Genomic DNA, 19,075 nt, shown 5'->3' with positions numbered 1-19,075 from the left:
ACTCCAGTTGTGTATGGTCTCCACTACCATTATCAAATTGACGAATAAATCTGATAGTGTCTAATCAGCATCTGTGCCAATAATTTTCTCAGCAATTGATTTTTGTGTTCCCATAGCATCAATAGACACCCTTACATCCTGCACTCTTTTTACTCTATTTTTTCCAAAAAGTTAATTTTTTTATACAATTGCTTCAATGGGAATTTCACATTAATTGATGCCAAATTTAAAATAGCATCTTCTGTTTCATACTCCGTCAAAAACCATTGATTCTCATTATTTTTCACGTACTGCATTACATAATATTTAGTTTGGTCAATCAAAACATATTCTTTAAATTCAGGAATTGAACGATAATACAGAAATTTATCTCCCTGATCGTAATCTTTTGTAGATTTAGATAAAACTTCACCAATTAATAACGGGTTAGTAACTATAGTGGTGTTAGTTCCATAATACACAGGTTCACCCTCAATTACCATCACATCAGGATAAGTAAATTCTCGATATTTTGGTATCCACAATTTCACATCACCAATGTAAACTTCATAATCTAAATCATTTAGTGCCAAATTCAAAGAGATATAAAAGTTACCAGCTAGTTTATTATGGTTTGTTGTTCCTCCAGTCATAGGTATAATTTCTCCATTTTTATATTCATTTTTATAATCAGATTTTTGTTCTAGTTCTAAATATTCTTCTGGAGTATAGTAGGCTGTAACTGTTTTTATTTCTTGGGTAGTAGTTTGTAGTTTCATAATCTTTACTAATCTCCATTATGTAAATCCTTAAATCCCGGACATCCTGATTCTGAATGAAGATGTAAATTTTCTTCCTCCAGTGTAATTTTCCTAAAATCAATCATTTCCTCACGTGGGGTTAATTTTCTTGGCGAATACTTCTTTCCTGCTAATAATCTGCTAATAAGAAGTATTCAAACGGATACGAGATGACTGGTTATATTTAAAACTACAGTACTGATACTATTCTAATGTATTTATTGATTTGTGTATATTGCCAAATGTTGACTTTTAATTTAATTTTCCGTTTTGTAAAGATTTATTAGACCCTATGAGCTATATTTCCTTTCCAGTTGGGAAAATGGGAGATTTGCGTGGGGGTAATGTAGTGATATTTTTAGGTGATATCCGGGTTGGAACATAGCAGTTGAGGGCTGTATCATAAACTATGAATTATGAAGTTTGAATTAAAAATTCAAGTTTGGCTTCACAATTCATAATTTATTAGCTCTCAAACTGAAGTCAAGTTACGTAACCAGTTTGAGTTTTGAGCAATTATGTCCTAACTCAAAACTCAGAACTTCGGTAAATTTGAGAGGGCTTAAGCCATTTGATTTTCAATCGCCCAACGCGCTAGTTCAGTACGGTTGTGGAGATTGGTTTTACCCAACATATTGGAAACATGGCTTTCCACGGTACGCTGACTGACGTTTAATTCTTCAGCGATTTCCCGATTAGCTAAACCCCTGGCTACAAACTGGACTACCTTCAGTTCGGTTGGGGTTAACTGTACATCAAAGGGAACTTGGATACGGGAACCGTTTTCCCCTCCCTTTGTCTGGTGTTCTTTCCAACGGATGGTTTGCTTTAGTGAGGATTCTACTTGTGCTACGAGTTCTTCGGGTTCAAAGGGTTTGACCATATAGACATCAGCACCTTTGTTTAGACCTTTAACTCGGTCTGCACTTTGTCCCTTAGCGGAGAGGAAGAGAACGGGAATCCAACTTGTACGTTCGTTTTGGCGTACTTGTTCCACAAAAGTGTACCCGTCCATTTCCGGCATCATCACGTCACAGATGATCATGTCTGGAACATCATGTTCTAGAATATCCAGAGCTTCTCGTCCATTTTCGGCCGTGATGACTTCGTATCCTCGGAATTCTAAGTAATCCTTCACCAGCAAGATGAGGTTAGGGTCATCATCAATCAATAGAAGTCGTTTGTGATCTTTCATGCTGGACTCTTTCATAGCAGTGGCACTTGTCGCGCTTCGATCCATCAAGGTCTTGATTAGTTATCCTCTATGGTGGATTATTGAGATGTTGTTGTTTTTCCCACTTAACTTGCCTTTGCTGCCTCGAAGTCTAAAAAGTGAAGGTCACTTTCAATCTTAATTAGTAGCTTGATGGCAAAATTCCAGTAAGGATACGGAGAGCAATAGTATTTATAATGCGCTATTATATATCGCTTTGAAAGGGGCGGGCTAAAAAACCTGATTAAACCTGATTAAATAATAATCTTTCTGGTTGACAAGTTCAGTATTTAGCTGAAGATGACCCTAGCTCAAAACTTACCCGCACTTTCATTCGCTTACTGCTGCTCTACTATATCCTTTGGATGTTAAGCCTCTATCAGAGGTTCACGAGAAACCGGGGAAGTTTCTGGCAAAGGATGGGTTAAAAAGGCTTATGCTTCCACCACCATTATGCCGATTAAGTGTTCTGGGATGATCCGCTCAATGACTTCCGGTTTTGTTTGGCTATACCAAACCCCATCTGGGTAAACTACCATTATCTGCCTAGAACAACAAACACGCAAGCAGTTGGTTTTAGTTCTGAAGATGCCTATGGGATGACTTAACTAAGCAGCTGGTTAAGATGTGGCTCCTTAAGTCCCAGTTTTAAGCATTCCCAGGACTCTAGACTAGCTTGTTTTGTCCATAAGTGAGCAACTGTCTGCTCAGAACCAAGAGAACGCTGTTCAGTGAAGGTTTGCCAGTCCTAGAGCTTTCACACAATGACTTAGGGCTTTAAGTTCCTTCCACAGCTTTAGTAGTTTTGGGGATAGGACGGCATTTTTTGAACTTACTGTAATGTTACTCATTGAACGGTTCCCTGATTACAGTTCTATAACAATTTCCCCGCTTTGCAAATAAATGTTGTCCATATAAAAATATTCATTACTTACGCAACAGAACCAGACAACTATCACAATTAGGCATTTATGCTTAAGTACAGGTGCGATCGCTCAGTTCGGAAACCCGTACACAAGGAATCGTTGCCATTGTATGCTGGCTTTCGGTAAATTAGCACTCAGGAGTTGAGAGTGCTAACACAAGGCAAAAAAATTTTATGGCAGCTGTATCTCTGACCGTTTCAACCGTTAAACCACTGGGCGATCGCGTTTTTGTAAAAGTGACCGCCGCTGAAGAAAAGACCGCAGGTGGTCTGTATTTGCCCGACACCGCTAAGGAAAAGCCCCAAGTAGGCGAAGTTGTAGCCCTTGGACCTGGCAAGCGTAATGACGACGGCAGCCGTCAAGAATTGGAAATCCAAGTTGGTGAGAAAGTGCTGTACTCCAAGTACGCTGGAACCGACGTTAAGCTCGGAACCGAAGAGTACGTACTGCTTTCTGAAAAAGATATTTTAGCAGTCGTCATGTAAATGGGTGATGAGGGGGATGAGGTACTGGGGTCTGGGGATTGGGTACTGGGAAAGAGTTTTCCTAATTACCAATTACCAATCACCAATTACCAATCACCAAATTACCAAAATTCAAGACAAATTTTAACTTACTACCCGAATTTAGACTCTTATGGCAAAGCGCATTATCTATAACGAAAACGCCCGTCGCGCTCTAGAACGCGGTATTGATATCTTAGCTGAGGCTGTTGCTGTTACCCTTGGACCTAAAGGTCGCAACGTAGTTCTAGAGAAGAAATTTGGCGCACCACAAATCGTTAACGATGGTGTCACCATCGCTAAAGAAATCGAATTAGAAGACCACATTGAAAACACAGGTGTGGCACTAATTCGTCAAGCTGCTTCTAAGACAAATGACGCTGCGGGTGATGGTACAACCACCGCTACCGTTTTGGCTCATGCGATCGTTAAGGAAGGCTTGCGGAACGTTGCCGCCGGCGCTAATGCGATTTTACTAAAGCGTGGTATTGACAAAGCTGCGGCTTTCTTAGTAGAAAAGATTGCTGAACACGCTCGCCCTGTAGAAGATTCTAAAGCGATCGCACAAGTTGCTTCGATCTCTGCTGGTAACGACGAAGAAGTCGGTCAGATGATTGCTCAAGCAATGGACAAAGTGGGTAAGGAAGGCGTAATTTCCCTAGAAGAAGGGAAGTCTATGACCACCGAACTCGAAATCACCGAAGGGATGCGCTTTGATAAAGGCTATATCTCTCCTTACTTTGCTACTGATGCAGAGCGGATGGAAACAGTCTTTGATGAGCCTTACATCTTGTTAACAGACAAGAAGATTGCTTTAGTACAAGACTTAGTACCTGTACTTGAGCAGGTAGCTCGTTCCGGTCGTCCTTTGGTGATTATCGCTGAAGATATCGAAAAAGAAGCTTTAGCAACCTTGGTAGTTAACCGTTTGCGCGGTGTACTCAACGTTGCAGCCGTTAAGGCTCCTGGTTTTGGCGATCGCCGTAAGGCTATGCTAGAAGATATTGCCGTCTTAACTGGTGGTCTACTCATCACCGAAGATGCTGGTTTGAAGCTAGATACCACCAAGCTAGACAGCCTGGGTAAAGCTCGCCGTATCACCATCACCAAAGACAGCACCACAATTGTAGCTGAAGGTAACGAAGCTCCAGTTAAGGCTCGTTGTGAACAAATCCGTCGTCAAATGGAAGAAACCGAATCTTCCTACGACAAAGAAAAACTACAAGAGCGTTTGGCTAAATTGTCTGGTGGTGTAGCTGTAGTTAAAGTTGGTGCAGCTACCGAAACCGAAATGAAGGACAAGAAGCTGCGCTTGGAAGATGCTATCAACGCTACCAAGGCTGCTGTAGAAGAAGGTATCGTCCCCGGTGGTGGTACAACCTTGGCTCACCTCGCTCCCCAATTGGAAGTTTGGGCTAACAGCAACCTCAAAGATGAAGAATTGACTGGTGCTTTAATTGTGGCTCGTGCTTTACCTGCACCTCTAAAGAGAATTGCAGAAAACGCCGGTCAGAATGGTGCTGTCATTGCTGAACGTGTGAAAGAGAAGGAATTCAACGTAGGTTTCAACGCTGCTACCAACGAATTCGTTGATATGTTGGCTGCTGGAATTGTTGATCCTGCTAAAGTAACCCGTTCTGCGCTGCAAAATGCGGCTTCTATTGCGGGAATGGTGTTGACAACCGAATGTATCGTAGTTGACAAACCTGAGCCTAAGGATGGCGCTCCTGCTGCTGGCGCTGGTATGGGTGGCGGAGATTACGACTACTAATTCTCCATAATCCACTAATTTGAAAACGGCTGCTTCCGCAAGGAGGCGGCTGTTTTTTTATGGAAATTGAACCGCAGAGGCGCAGAGGGAAGATTTTGTTTAAATTCAACTCAAAGCCAAAAGTTCATCTAGTTTCCGTTTTAAGTCCGGAGATGTCATTAATGGATTATAGATTTCTCCCTTGTAGGGTTGCCAAACATAGCTAGAACTAAATGGCTGGAAACCTGGTAATATTTCTACTTCTTCTGCAAGTGCTGTAGATAAAACTAATCCTGGAATAGATAAATTAGGCAAATCTTCAATCAGTTCACTATAGGTTCTAAATTCATCAACTTCCACACCAACTAAAGCATAACGAAATGGAGGAGAAGACAGTAGATTTCTATAGAGTGTCAAACCTAAATTTGTCATCGAGAAAGCATTTTCAGGATTGTTTATTCCCACTTTACTAAGATGATTTAGGTAAACCCGACACCACCAATTTTTTTCACTATCTTGAAAAGTGTCTGCACAATATGGCCATGGGCTAAAATTTGACCATGGTTTCTCCATAAAATATTGAGCAAATTCCTTAGCACTGCTTTCATCAGAGCCGCACTCTGCTGATAAACTAAATATCCATGCCATGCCTACCTCCTAATTTAGTTCTAATCAATTCTTTCCCAATAATCTTGTGTATTTACCAACGCTAATTCGTACCTTTCTAGTAACATTGTAACTCTTGGCGAAATACTAACGTGGGTTGGGCTATCCTGAACAGCTTGTAAATCTCCAGTGATGTTACTGTCATCAATTTGCCACAGGGGATCTTTCCCATATCCACCAAATTTAGCAGGTTTACGAGGTGCTGGTAAAGCTTCAATTGACAGGGAAACGGACATTCCCCCTGTATTTACAATGGCAACATCAACAAGCTCATCTTGAAACTCACGCTCTGATTCTGGTAATAAATAGCCTTGCTCATCTAGACTATCTATGGGCATTTGCTCAATATTTATATCAATGCTAGGTCTAATCCCTAATAGTCTGGCACTCCGACCGATTTTGGGCTTACCATTTTCGTCTATCATGCCGCGATAGTAGAGTTTTACCATTAACTAATATTACTTTATTCGGACAGAATGAATATTATCATGTCGTTTCAGGGATTTTTCACCAATTTACCGATCATAAAACTAAGTTTTTGTTGATTTCTTCCTACTTTTTCAGGGAAATCATAACTGATACAATAGGATTTAACTTATCCAAAAACGATATTATTTTGAGGAGGTTTAACTATGACTCAAATTATTAATCATCAATCTAATTATCAAAAATTAACCGAAATTGTCAAAACTTTAATTGATAATAATCCTCTGTATCAAGAAAACTTAGATAAACAGGCAATGATCGAAAATATTAATCGTACCTTTGATCCTGTCGCCGTTCCTGATGTTAATAGTATCTCTGAGGAAGAATTAAAGAAACGGATTAAAAGAATTTTATCTTTACATTTAGTTTCAGGAATGCTAAATGATTTCACTCCAGAGCAAATGCAAATTTTTGATGAATCTGTAAAACGAGGTTAAATGGGTTATTTATTAGATACTAATATTGTTTCAGCATCACTCAAACAAAATGTCAAAATAAACTTAAAATTGCAAGAAGTAAGTAGTTTAAAAATAGAAATTGCGATTAGTGGCATAACTTACTATGAAATTCAAAGAGGACTGTTAAGAAGTAACGCTACTAAAAAATTGGCTTGGTTTCAAGAATTTTGCCAAGATTATCCCATTTTATTCTTAGATGATCTGAGAATTTTTCAAAAAGCATCTGAAATTCATGCTGATTTAACAAACAGAGGTAAAATTATTCAGGATGCAGATATTTTGATAGCTGCTACTGCTATAATTCATAATTTAATTTTAGTTTCTCCCGATTCTGATTTAACTAGGGTCAAAGATTTACAGTTAGAAAATTGGTTAATTTCTTAGTTAATTTTTGCCTAAAACATAAAATGTGCAAATATATCCAAAAAATTAATAATGCTTATAGTTTGAATTATTTTGCTTAACATACGTAAATATACCGTTTGTTTATTTATAATAATTATATTTAACTAGAATTTATAGATATTCTCAACGCTTCAGCGTCTAGAATGTGAAATTATCATGGGGTTATTTATATTAATAAATATGGTGAAAGCACAGTATGAAGGTTATAGCGAGGAAACTCCTACAAAATTTGTGCGTGAACAATTTGGAAATACCAATGTTTACGCCCAAAATGCTAAATCACTGCTAACAAAAGCGACTGGGTTTATTGCTGCTTATGATTTTACCCTCAATCCTTATCGGGGTTGTCAATATGGTTGTAATTATTGCTATGCTGCTGCATTTAGCCCTAATACTAAAATGCGTCAAGACTGGGGTAAATGGGTAATTTTTAAAGAAAATGCAGCGGAAGTTTTAGAAAAAGAATTAGAAAAATGGTATCGGAAAAATCCCAATCAGCCTCCTAGCATTTACATGAGTAGCGTCACAGATCCTTACCAACCTTTGGAGTCTAAACATCAATTAACTCGCAGGTTATTAGAGATAATGCTTGATGTCAGAGATAACGGTTATCCAACTCCAACTTTGGTAATTCAAACTCGCAGTCCTATTATTACGAGAGATATTGATTATTTGCAAAGGTTTCAACATCTGCGAATTAATATGAGCATTCCCACAGGTAGCGAAGCTGTGAGAAGAGATTTTGAACCACGTTCACCTAGTATTAAAGCTAGATTAAATGCTATTAATAAAATTAAAGAAAGTATTGATAGTTTTAAAGGTTTTATTCCTAAACTTTCTATTACAATTACACCTTTATTACCAACTTTACCAATTGACGAAGATGCTTTTATTAAGAAATTAGCTATTGCAGATAGAGTAGTAATTCAAGATTTTCACCCCAACAATAATCGTTCTCTTGTCGCAGGAACTCGTCAAGAAGCTGAAGAAGTTAAACAAAAATATGCTTGGTGGTATGATTCTGAACAATTGAGTTATCAGAGATTTAAAGAAAAGTTAGTTTCTCAACTTCCAGGTGTAGAAATCAAAGAAGGTAAAGACGGGTTTGGTTATGAATAATTTTATTATTAATTGGTGGAGAAGTCAGAAATTTAAATCAGCATTACAGCGTGGTGATACGCGCAGTGCTGTACAAATTTTGCAGGAGATTAAAAAATCAGGTGCCAATTTTTCTTGGTTAGAGAAATTATTTAGGGATAAGCTACAACTTGAACGTACTTTTCAAGAAAATAAACGAGATACTGAAAATTTAAGAAAACAACTAACAGAAGCATCACAACAAACAGATGAATATAAACTGCAACTTGCTTTTGACTATTCAGCAGATAATTTATTAAAACCTAATCAAGAATTTATTCAGCAGACATTAAATAATTTTGAATTATTCAACAAGGACGAACCTAAGATACAGTGTACTGGACTTGATATAAATATTTTCGATGAATTAGAAAAATATCTTGTTGAATACTTAGAAGATGAGTTGAAGAAAAAATCTTTAAATAAGGGATTTTGGGAGGATTTAAAAATAGCTTCTGAAGACATTCATTCTCTGAAAAAAGGTAAAGATCCTGAGTACCAATATAAAGTTACTCCTCATGTATATTTTATGAGATATTTTTTAGAAGGAGTATATAGCGCTTACATAGCATGGTTTTTAGTATATCAAGCAGGTTTGTTAAAGTCTAAAATTAATATACTTGATATTGGTGCTGGTTCAGGAGCAATATTTTATGGATTATTTGCTCTTTTAAAAAATTTAGATTCTTGTGAGGAAGTATCTCCAATTCAAATTTCTTACTGTTCTTTGGAAAAACAGAATCTTCTTCAATTTTATGGGTTACAATTTTGGCGAAAGTACGCAAAATACCAGACTACACCCGCTGTAAATGCCTATTTTCGCTTTTACACTAGCGATATATTTCAATATACAACTGATGTTAGCAATTCAGAAAAACTTCCCCATAATTTTTATGATTTTATTTCAATTTCACATTGTATTTTTTCAGAAAAGCAGAAACGAATCATATCTCATCAAAAATATAGATACATCTTTGAGCAAACATTAAATACTGATGGTTATGTTCTGGTAGTTGTGCAAGGAAGAAGGCTGTGTCAAGCGTATGAATGGCAAATGACAGAAGATGAATTTCAGGAAAAGCAACTAATTGAAATGTTTATAGAGGAATTAGGTTTGAAGTTGGTGTGGTACAAGTACATTACCTCTACTGGTAAGAGAACACCGATGATTCCTTCAGAATTTGCACGGTTTGCTACAGAAAATCTACCGAATCAGAAATATATGAGTTTACTTGCAAAAAAATTCCACATTGTTAATCATGATTTGAATTATACTTTAGATGATTATGTTATTTTGGCTCGAAAATGATCCAAATCTTTTTGGATCATCTATTTATCCTCAAGGATATCATGAAAGAGCTATTAATTTATCAATAGACATCTCTGGAAAAGAATTTAGAGACGTTCCATGGAACGTCTCTACAATGGTTTTAGAAAACGCACATTTAATTTTCACCAGATGTCTAATATATTGTTCAAAAATAAGCATTAAAAATGATGAATCGTTATCTAAAAAGCCATTTTTGTGATGTTAATAATTCATTATAAACGTGAAAAAATCGTCAGGTATTTAGGAAAGAGTTGTAGTAAATATTATTTAATTATTTGATGAGAGTTTATTTGATAGAAAAGATGTAGATATTTTTCGATAAAATTAGTAAATATAAATTTTTAGCGGAGATAGAAATATTATTGGCTATAATTGTCATGTTGATTTTACCAAAAGTGACTACTTTAATTGAGAGAGAATCTATTTGAAAACTTCGTGAAATTAATTTTGGTAATATTCTCTATTTTTTGGCAGATAAAGTTAAACTCAATCAGAAAAATTAGGTAAATAAAATTTTTCTGGCTGGGATTTTTCAAAAATATTAATAATCTGAGTCACATCTACGGAATATGGGCTAAAAACAAATTGCAAACGAGGAAAACCCGTCAGAAAAGACAAAGGATAAAATTCTCTTTATCCTTTGTTAGACACTTTACAGCAACACTTACAATTCATCATTAGCTAACATCTGGATGATACGCGGAATACTCGGATCAAATCCTGCTAAATCCCAAGACAAAGGATCTTTTGGATCTACCAAAGAAATCTGGTAAGGTGTCAAAGTCACATAAACAGCCTTAACATTAGGATTTACCTTTTTCCGGTATTCCTTCAAAGCTTGACTAGGATGTTTATTACCCGCCCAGCTTTCTGAATCAGTCCAAAAGCAGACAATATCAGCCTTAAACTTATTCCCAATCATCCAGTCATAAGCTACAGAAGCATCAGTTCCGCCAAAGTTTTGGTTACTAGCTTTGCGAACTGCAGAACTAAAACTATCCTTCGCAGTAATATCTAAGTCTTTAAACTGAGTTGAAAAACCGCGAATTTCATAGTTTTTCTCAGCTTTAGCTGTCACCAAAGCCATTGTCGTGGCAATTTCACAGCAACTTAAGCCCATATCTGCAACCAAGCTACCCATAGAACCAGAAATGTCTACAGCGTGCATGAACACCTTACCAGTCGGTTCTACCACCTCAAAAGATAGTTCCACCGCCTTTTCTAAAATGTCCACAATGCGAGATACTGGTTGCCATGTTTTCTTACTGCGTCCTAAACTACCTCCAGACTGATAAGTTTTGAGGGCTTTCAAAACATCAATAGGATGAATTCGACCTTTTTTCAGATATTCTCGGTTATTCAGAACTGCTTCCACACGCTGCAAATTCGCGCCTTCATCAGCCCGTAATACCTCCAATTGAGTCAAAGAACCTAAATTCCGCAACATTGCCCCAATCGGCATTTCTTGAAAGAGCAAATTCCAAGCTTGCTTATCCATTTTGCCCACAGGTGCAGCCATTTCATGGGTTAAGCGTCCTTGAGAAATAGCTATATGAGTTTCACTAGGATTGCGCTTGAGCCATTCATACCACCAAATCTGCGCTAAAGCATCTGAGGGAATATCTGTTGGTAATTCTTCCCAACCTTTCACAACCCACTCAAATAATTGACGGTGATTTTCTGTAGGTGGGTTAACGTGAAACAACCGCAAAGCATCACGGTGAGTAAAACCTTGACGTTGTTGATATTTCAAGAATTGGTAAGCTAAACCTTTGACATCTTCCCGCGATAGCCAATTTTTACCCGCTTCGCGGATAACTTTACCGAAACCCCGCAGGGATTTGGTGTAATTCAACCATTCATAAAAATGGCTACCAGTGCGAACAACTTGGGGGAAAATTTCACCAAATGCTTTTTTAGCTTCTGGTGTTTCACCCATTGATAGCAATACTAAAGCAAGAATAGGCGCACTGTTATTAATGGCACGTCCATCACTAGCATAGAGAATTTCTTCGGCTACTCGTCCAGGATTTTCCGCGACGGCTTGGGTGACAACATTAGCAAAATCTTCTGTTAATTCCTGTTTACCAGCGTAGTAAGTGCTTTTTGCTGTGCCTATCAATAAACACCGACGCAGCATTTTCCAAATACCAGCATCGAACATATAGCCGCCACTACGCCCTTTGATCATCTCTGCTTCCCGTCCAGGAATAGGCTGATTTTGGGGTGTAGTATTTTTGTTTTTAGTAAAGAAGTTGTAATTCATGGCTTCTTCTTCCGGCCTTTTCAGGCAAATTTAAGATTGTACAAAATAAATTAATACGGTGTGTCAGACTTGATAAATTGCTAAGGAATATGAATTAAATAAAGTACAACTCTTAATTTATGTAATCTAATGTTGGGTTACGCTTTCGCTTCACCCAACCTACAAAGAATTGTAAGTTAATAAATCCATGTTCCTAACTATGAAATAATTTTTGATATTTCCAGTTTTGCCTAAAACTAAGATTAATTTTTTTGATTTTTCTGCCCATGATTGATACCTTATTTCATGCCTACACACCTCTATTTATTTGGATAGGCTTAGGACTTGTATTATCTCGCTTCACCGCAGATACTTTTCTTAAGTTATTAGGTCAGGGACTTTACTGGGTGGGTGTTCCCCTGCAAATTTTAGTATTAGCGCGTCATACAAACTTATCTGAGGTTGGATTTATCCCCGGAATAGCGATCGCAGTTTTGCTGCTGAGTTTAGCTTTAGCATTGTTAAGTTGGTGGGGTTGGCAATGGTTTATAACTAACAAAATGCAATCACAACTGAAAACTGTGGATGTTCCAGTATCGGTAATCAGAGCTAGTTTAGGCAGCTTTATTCTGGCAACAATTTTAGGCAATACTGGTTTTGTCGGACTGACCCTCACACAAGTGCTAACTAGCCCCGAAAATACTGGTTTGGCAGTATTATTTAGCGTCACTAATAATGTGGTCGGTACTTATGGAATTGCGGTTTTAATCGCTAGTTATTTTGGTCAGAGAGAAACCGAAAACCATTGGTGGGTACAGGTGCGAGATATAGTCACAGTACCCAGTTTATGGACATTTTTGATTGGTTTAAATACCCAGTTTATCGAATTACCAGCAGTACTTGAGTCAGCTTTAGATCAAGCTGTTTGGGTAGTCATTGCGTTAGCTTTGTTACTGGTTGGTTTGCGACTAGGAAAGATGAGATCATGGGGAAGTTTAGCGATCGCTTCTATTGCCAGTGCGATTAAAGTGTTTATTGTACCTTTGCTGGTAGGATTAGGAGCAACCTATTTCGGTGTAACAGGCGAACAGCGTTTAATGCTGGTGCTGATGTCTGGCACACCTACAGGGCTTTCTGTACTGATTTTGGCAGAAGTTTATGATTTAGATCGGGACTTGTTATCTAGTAGCATTGCTTTGACTTTTGTGGGGTTATTTTTAGCATTACCTCTTTGGCTATTTTGGTTTAGCTAAATCCTAAATCTAAAATTAATATGGGTGGCAGGGCAGGATTTGAACCTGCGAATGTTTTTCAACGATAACCCTCAATTCGTCGGCCTTTACAGGCAAGGTTGTGAATAAGGATAAAATGCCTTACCACTTGGCTACCCACCACATAATTAATCTTGAATTAAATTGAAGTTTGGCGCGAGAAGCAGGATTTGAACCTGCGACACTTAAAGTTTCGATAACCCTCAGTAAGTCGGCCTTTGCAGGCAAGTTTGTTAACTAAGGAATATGGGTTTTACCCCGTTTAACGCTCTACCAAACTGAGCTATTCCCGCACGGAATCAGTCAAAAATCAAAGTTAAACACTGAGTACTCATTACTGTATTTGGGTGTAGCGGAGCAGAAATTTAGTCTGCATCTCCAGGATTTTCAGCAAGGGTGGTTAAGTTATTTTGCAATAACCCTCGCTATGTCGGTCTAAAAAGGCAAGGTGGGCGCTCTAGCATTTGAGCTATCCGCTACGGTTAAAGCTAACGCCTTTGGGAATGTCACTTGTAGTATTAATGTAGTATGTAAAATTTCTAACTGTCAAGTGGTTGGCAAATTAATTTTTGAAGATTTACGCACAAACTCGCTTTGATCAAAAAATGTTGCTTGTGTGAAAAAGATCGAAATCCTTTTGATGATGTTGTTACCATGCTTATGGTTTTGTGTTTTCTAGTTGGGACTGAACACAGTATTGTTGATCTGATTTTTTTGACTGGGAAACTTTTTTGCGGATTTTGGCAAAAAATCAGGTTAAATCTCAAACCAAGGGTAGATATTTTGCCTGCGGTGAAGTCCATGACACCTGCTAATGTTAACTTTTGCCGAATATTTTGCCATAAGTTTGCCAAACGATACAAAAAAATGTCACAATTTTTGCCAAGATTGATATATTATTTTGCAACAATTCACTTGGCGTGAATCAGCATGAGTGAAAAAACAATAGAAAATAACGGGAAAACCTTTCTCGTTCTCCTTTTGCCAATCTCGTTTTTGATTATTTTCTTGGTTTCTACTTGGAAAATTTTGTTAATTGTTTTGCTGCTGCTGATGGCCTTTAACCTTTGGCAGCAGTATAAATGGGAAAAGTGGTGTGAACAAGTTAACCCTCTTTTTTATCAGTTAATTCGGGAAAACCAGGGCAAAATTACGCCGGTTGATTTAGCAATCCGGGGTAATTTTTCTGGAAATGAGGCTAAACGCTTCTTAGATGGAAAGGCTAAGGAATTTGGTGCTAGTGTACTAGATTCTGAACATGAGAGCCAATCTTACTACTTTATAAATGCCAGTATTCTGGGAAATATACTTGATAGTAGTGAGGTTGTGGAAAAACGTCCTGTTCAACCTGTGACTAAAGAGGCGCGATCGCTCTTAGCACCACCTGTACCGCCAAAAACAATTACCCAGCAGGAAGAACCAGAATCTGAGTCGTTACCTCAAGTCAACCTTGAGGAAGTCAAAAAACCTCTGGAAGAACAGTTATTTTTTGGCTCTCTCATCCAATCTGAACTAGCAAAACGACTAAGTGTATATTCCAGCACTGTTTACAAACGTCGCAATGATCCAGATTTCCCAGAATGGAGTCGTAGCCGTGATCCTGATGGGATTGCTTGGTCTTATTCTCGTAAGTCTAAGGAGTTTTTCCCTGTGGAAGAATAGGCATTGGGGACTGGGTAGTAATTGATAATTACGAATTACGAATTACGAATTACCAATCCCTACTGCTTCGCTGATGGAATTTAAGCCGTTTTCTTCTAGTTTGGTTAATAAACCAGCTAGGATGCGGTTTACCATCATTGGTCCTTCATAAATCCAGCCTGTATAAACTTGGATGAGGCTGGCACCGGCTGTAATTTTTTCCCAGGCATCTTCTGGGGTGAAAATGCCGCCAACGCCAATAATGGGGATTTCTCCTTGGGTTTGCTGGTAAATGAAGCGAATTACTGCTGTGGAGCGATCGCACAATGGCTTCCCACTAATTCCCCCGGCTTCTTCTTGGGGGGATTTACCAGTTTTTTCTATCAACTGGGTTTTTAGCCCCTCACGGCTGATGGTGGTGTTGGTGGCAATTATTCCAGCTAGTTTGTAGGTTTTAGCCAAGGTAATAATATCAGCGATCGCTGACCACTCTAAATCTGGTGCTATTTTTACAAAAATTGGCTTTTGTGATTTGTTTTCTGTTTGTAACACATCCAATATCTGACTAAGCATGGAGGCATCTTGGAGCGATCGCAATCCTGGTGTATTAGGAGAAGAGACATTCACAACAAAATAATCTCCTAAATCTTGAAGTAAGCGAAAGCTCTCCAAATAATCCTGTGCGGCTACTTCTAAAGCTGTGATCTTGGATTTACCCAAATTTATCCCTATGGGTATTTTCCAAGATTCTTCTTGCTTAAGAGTTGTTAATCTTGTTCTCATCACTACTGCACCAGAATTATTAAAACCCATACGGTTAAGTGCAGCTTTGTCTAAAGGTAAACGAAACAATCGGGGGCGAGGATTACCAGGTTGTCCATGATAAGTAACAGTACCCAGTTCAGCAAAGCCAAAACCAAAACTAGGCCAGATGTTAGCTGCAACGCCATCCTTATCAAACCCAGCAGCCAAGCCTACGGGGTTAGGAAATTTTAGCCCAAACAGATTTTGTTCTAGACGTGTATCATATAAGCATAAAGACTGTTCTAAACGAGAATTTAACCAGCTAGTAAGCGGATAATTGCTTGCTTGTGACAGCCAAATAAAACTATGAATTGTGTTTTGGTGTAACCACTCTGGATCGGTTTTCACCAGAGTAAATAAAAAAGGACTAATTACTGCTTTATAAATATCCAAACTAGGTTAACATCTACCAATTATTACTATTATCATCAGATACCAAATCCAGGATTAATCCGAATTATTTTCAGGGCATCCTCAATATATTACTACAACCTATGTCCACGGATAATCAGATGGGGCATCCAAAAAAGCCTATACCCGCCGAACCACAAATTCTCTCTGTTGGGAAAATTCTCCAAAATCTCAGAGATGAAGATCATGTTGATGCTCTGATCACAATTACTATTGCTTATCTTAGAGAACAGTTTGACTACCAATTTATTTGGCTTGCTCTTTACGATCAGGTGAGTAAAAAATTACATGGTCAAGGGGGTATAACCCCGGATGGAGAGACAAATATTTTAACAAGATCGATTTTGGTAAATCCTGGCAACTTATTAGCGCAGGTAGTGACTGAACTTTGTCCTGTGGGTGTAGCTAATTTACAAGGAGAAATACGCGCACCAGAATGGCAAGAAGTTGCTGCTAAATATAATATTCAGGGAACCATCATTTTACCAATTCGCTATAAAGATAACTGTTTAGGTGTGGTATTACTAGCTTCACAACGCTGGGGTTACTTACTGGCTGGAGAAGCAAGAGCCAAACTATTGATAGTAATAGGTGAATTGGGAATAGTACTTGATCACCATCAAAAAGCAGGAAATTGGCAAAATAAATCTAATAATTCTCCTACTGAATCATTATTAAAACTCCTAGGAAATTTACGCTCTTCAAGTGACCTAAATAAAAGGCTAGAAGCTGTAGTTAATGAAACCCATGAATTTGTTGCTCCCTCGCGGACAAATATCTACTGGTTTGAACGGGAAGGACACTACTTTTGGTGTCGAATGAGTAGTCAGCTAGTAAGTATGGGTAGGGATTGGAGCGAGCAGCCATCATCAGCAGGGATAAAAGTACAAGAATTGGGTGATGTTTATTATTCTTTAGCGGTTAACCAACTTGTCTGGCTTGGTGAATCTAACAGTTCCCTGAAAAGCCATGTTCAAGATAAATTGCTAAAACGCTTGGGAGTGCGATCGCTTTTAGCATCTCCTATTATTTGGCAAAAAGACTTACTAGGCTTTCTGGCAGTGGAAAGCACTGAACCACGGAATTGGACTCAAGACGATAAAACTTTCATTCAAGGTGCAGCTGGCTTACTCTCCTTAGCGGCTCCTAATGACAGAATCGACAGCACAGTCAAACAAGTTCAACAAAACTACCAACTGTCTGTCAAATTTTCCCAAGCAGTCCATCAAGAACAAGAATTAGAACAAATTTTACAACGGTATGCTACGGAACTTTTAGAGCGACTAGGCGCTACACGCTTTTTACTTTTAGAGTACGACCCTAACCAAAATATTTATCAAATTATTTACCAAAATGTGCTGAGTAGTCGCCGATTGTGGAAATTTATTCCCACCCCTCTTTCGGAAATGGATTCTCAGCTTTTGCAAAATACCAAGCAAGCGATAGAAATTGAAAACTTAGACCAAGATTTGCGTTTATATAGCTGGCATCCCCAGTTGTTAGAAAGTGGAGTGCGATCGCTCTTAATTTGTAACTGCATTCAAGGTCATCAACCAGAAATATTGTTAATGCTGACCAATGACAGTCATCGTTCTTGGACAATTTTAGAAAAAGAATTGTCATGGGTGGTTAGTCAGTCTCTTGGTGTCATCGTCCGTAATCGCAAATTAAATATCATCAGTCAAGAACAGCAAAAAATTGCCAAAATATTCAAACAATACCCAAACCTGCTCATACAACCAGACAGTGAAACTACCCAATCAACAGCCCTGAAATATATAGCAAGTATTTTGGAATGTCGTCTAGCTGTAATCCTAGCCTGGACTCCTGGCCAAAATCGGGCAGAAATTATTCAAGGCATAATTAGCAATCATATATTTGGGATTGTTGCAGATGCACCTATTTTGCTCCAAAAAGATGTTCTCATCGAGTTGGCCTTAGCACATAATAGTTACTTGATTTTTAAAGCTGATGATGTACCATCAGAAACCAGACAATGGTTAACTATTCCTGATCAGGGTCGAGTCTTGGTAATGGCATTGCGTACCACAGATGGTTCTCAACCTAGAGGCATAGTGTTGCTGGCAGATTATGGAGAACAACCTTGGTCAGAACTCAACCTTAATGCAACTGCTACCCTCATCACTCAATTAGCTTGGTGGCATAGTCAACAGCAAATCACCCAAAAGCTCAAGTCCAAAACCGAAGAATTACAAGAACTTAACTGGTACAAACATCGTCGTTTAGAAGAAATTCATCGAATGTCAGCCATAGTACTGACTCAAATTCGTGATTTGGGTATTCCCAGTAATGAACTCACTCAAATGCGTTACAAACTCCTGTTGCGGCAATTAAATTACATTGCCAACTCCATGACAGGAATCATCAAACAAGAGCAGTGGCATTTGCACCTGAGTGGGGAAACAATGTCAATTTCCAGCTTATTAAAGCGATCTGTTGAAAGAGTAGACAGTCTGGTTAAGCAGCAACAGTTATGGATAGGTTTGCACGGTTTGGGAAAACCTATTGAAGATGGGGAATCACCCAAAAGTGGTTCATTATTATCTGGAGAGCTGATTACCGCTAACAATCCACCGCCATTAGCTACATCTGGTGATATCGTCAAGATTGAATTAGTTATCTATGAATTATTACTTTCTGCCTGTAAACGTTCTCCCATTGGTGACAGAATTGATATCTGGTGTCGTCGGTTAGATGATCGTTTACTAGAAATATCTATTACAGATAATGGCATCATTGATCCACATTTATTAGCAGAATTAAATCACAATCAATCCAAGGATATACTTGCTTCTACACAACTCAACCAACCACCAGGTTTACATCTGCTGATTTGCCAAAACCTGATGCAGCAGTTGGGCGGAGAATTGCATATATACCAATTACCAGATAATCGAGTAGCTAGTCGTTTAGTCTTACCTGTAGCTCCTCAGAATGCCGAAGGATATACTTTAGCTGAAAACCAAAAAAGCCCCACTCCTTACTCTTAGGAGAATCAAAGGATGATGGCATCAAAAACTGACCACTTT

15 protein-coding genes and 2 tRNA genes are annotated in these 19,075 nt (G+C 38.3%); 9 read left to right on the top strand and 8 right to left on the bottom strand.

The genetic code is table 11. From position 1 onward, the window contains the following. Positions 1-149: 149 nt before the first annotated feature. The gene (locus ACOWPH_RS21795; protein ID WP_015217479.1) at positions 150-758 is read right to left on the bottom strand and encodes a Uma2 family endonuclease; all 609 of its coding nucleotides are present in this window, start codon (positions 756-758) and stop codon (positions 150-152) included. A 583-nt stretch (positions 759-1,341) separates the two neighbouring features. Then, positions 1,342-2,019, bottom strand: a complete 678-nt coding sequence (locus ACOWPH_RS21790; protein WP_015217478.1) for a response regulator transcription factor — start codon at positions 2,017-2,019, stop codon at positions 1,342-1,344. A gap of 1,072 nt (positions 2,020-3,091) precedes the next feature. Here ACOWPH_RS21790 and groES point away from each other — a divergent pair. Further along, positions 3,092-3,403, top strand: a complete 312-nt coding sequence (gene groES, locus ACOWPH_RS21785) for a co-chaperone GroES (RefSeq protein ID WP_015217477.1) — start codon at positions 3,092-3,094, stop codon at positions 3,401-3,403. A 151-nt stretch (positions 3,404-3,554) separates the two neighbouring features. Further along, positions 3,555-5,192, top strand: coding sequence for a chaperonin GroEL (gene groL, locus ACOWPH_RS21780; RefSeq protein WP_015217475.1), 1,638 nt, complete (start codon positions 3,555-3,557; stop codon positions 5,190-5,192). Positions 5,193-5,297: 105 nt separating this feature from the next. On the opposite strand, the gene ACOWPH_RS21775 is transcribed toward groL, so the two are convergent. Together ACOWPH_RS21775 and ACOWPH_RS21770 are read right to left on the bottom strand one after the other, a co-directional pair. Continuing rightward, positions 5,298-5,819 carry a hypothetical protein gene (locus ACOWPH_RS21775; RefSeq protein WP_015217474.1) on the bottom strand — a complete coding sequence of 174 codons (522 nt, stop codon included), beginning with the start codon at positions 5,817-5,819 and terminating at the stop codon, positions 5,298-5,300. Positions 5,820-5,839: 20 nt separating this feature from the next. After that, positions 5,840-6,286 (bottom strand): hypothetical protein, encoded by a 447-nt coding sequence (locus ACOWPH_RS21770; RefSeq protein WP_015217473.1) that lies wholly within the window; start codon positions 6,284-6,286, stop codon positions 5,840-5,842. Positions 6,287-6,469: 183 nt separating this feature from the next. Between ACOWPH_RS21770 and ACOWPH_RS21765 the strand changes: the two genes are divergently transcribed. The 4 genes from ACOWPH_RS21765 to ACOWPH_RS21750 all read left to right on the top strand — a co-directional run bounded on the left by ACOWPH_RS21765 (position 6,470) and on the right by ACOWPH_RS21750 (position 9,632). Beyond that, positions 6,470-6,760, top strand: a complete 291-nt coding sequence (locus tag ACOWPH_RS21765; protein ID WP_015217472.1) for a hypothetical protein — start codon at positions 6,470-6,472, stop codon at positions 6,758-6,760. Next, a complete protein-coding gene (locus ACOWPH_RS21760; protein WP_015217471.1) occupies positions 6,761-7,165 on the top strand; it encodes a PIN domain-containing protein in 405 nt (134 codons plus the stop codon). Between the two features lie 201 nt (positions 7,166-7,366). Continuing rightward, entirely contained in the window at positions 7,367-8,305 is a 939-nt protein-coding gene (locus ACOWPH_RS21755; RefSeq protein WP_042465513.1) for an SPL family radical SAM protein, read from the top strand. Beyond that, complete coding sequence (locus tag ACOWPH_RS21750; protein WP_015217469.1) at positions 8,298-9,632, top strand: hypothetical protein; 1,335 nt, start codon at positions 8,298-8,300, stop codon at positions 9,630-9,632. Before ACOWPH_RS21755 ends, ACOWPH_RS21750 begins: the two co-directional genes overlap by 8 nt. Positions 9,633-10,317: 685 nt before the next feature. Here ACOWPH_RS21750 and ACOWPH_RS21745 read toward each other — a convergent pair. Further along, a complete protein-coding gene (locus ACOWPH_RS21745; RefSeq protein ID WP_015217467.1) occupies positions 10,318-11,919 on the bottom strand; it encodes a TROVE domain-containing protein in 1,602 nt (533 codons plus the stop codon). 266 nt (positions 11,920-12,185) lie between these two features. Here ACOWPH_RS21745 and ACOWPH_RS21740 point away from each other — a divergent pair, with 266 nt between their 5' ends. Continuing rightward, the gene (locus tag ACOWPH_RS21740; RefSeq protein ID WP_015217466.1) at positions 12,186-13,151 is read left to right on the top strand and encodes an AEC family transporter; all 966 of its coding nucleotides are present in this window, start codon (positions 12,186-12,188) and stop codon (positions 13,149-13,151) included. A gap of 21 nt (positions 13,152-13,172) precedes the next feature. On the opposite strand, the gene ACOWPH_RS21735 is transcribed toward ACOWPH_RS21740, so the two are convergent. Beyond that, positions 13,173-13,292, bottom strand: a tRNA-OTHER gene (locus ACOWPH_RS21735). 29 nt (positions 13,293-13,321) lie between these two features. After that, positions 13,322-13,462: transfer RNA gene (locus ACOWPH_RS21730), tRNA-OTHER, on the bottom strand. A gap of 637 nt (positions 13,463-14,099) precedes the next feature. On the opposite strand from ACOWPH_RS21730, the gene ACOWPH_RS21725 reads away from it, so the two are divergent. Then, entirely contained in the window at positions 14,100-14,831 is a 732-nt protein-coding gene (locus ACOWPH_RS21725) for a hypothetical protein (protein ID WP_015217465.1), read from the top strand. A gap of 42 nt (positions 14,832-14,873) precedes the next feature. On the opposite strand, the gene ACOWPH_RS21720 is transcribed toward ACOWPH_RS21725, so the two are convergent. Next, positions 14,874-16,007, bottom strand: coding sequence for a quinone-dependent dihydroorotate dehydrogenase (locus ACOWPH_RS21720; RefSeq protein WP_015217464.1), 1,134 nt, complete (start codon positions 16,005-16,007; stop codon positions 14,874-14,876). A 101-nt stretch (positions 16,008-16,108) separates the two neighbouring features. Here ACOWPH_RS21720 and ACOWPH_RS21715 point away from each other — a divergent pair, with 101 nt between their 5' ends. Next, a complete protein-coding gene (locus tag ACOWPH_RS21715) occupies positions 16,109-19,036 on the top strand; it encodes a GAF domain-containing protein (RefSeq protein ID WP_250855207.1) in 2,928 nt (975 codons plus the stop codon). The last annotated feature ends 39 nt before the right edge of the window (positions 19,037-19,075 follow it).

Origin of the sequence: Anabaena sp. PCC 7938, from assembly GCF_049315035.1 — a bacterium.
Taxonomy (GTDB): domain Bacteria; phylum Cyanobacteriota; class Cyanobacteriia; order Cyanobacteriales; family Nostocaceae; genus Anabaena; species Anabaena cylindrica.
This window is presented reverse-complemented; position numbering and strand designations above follow the sequence as displayed.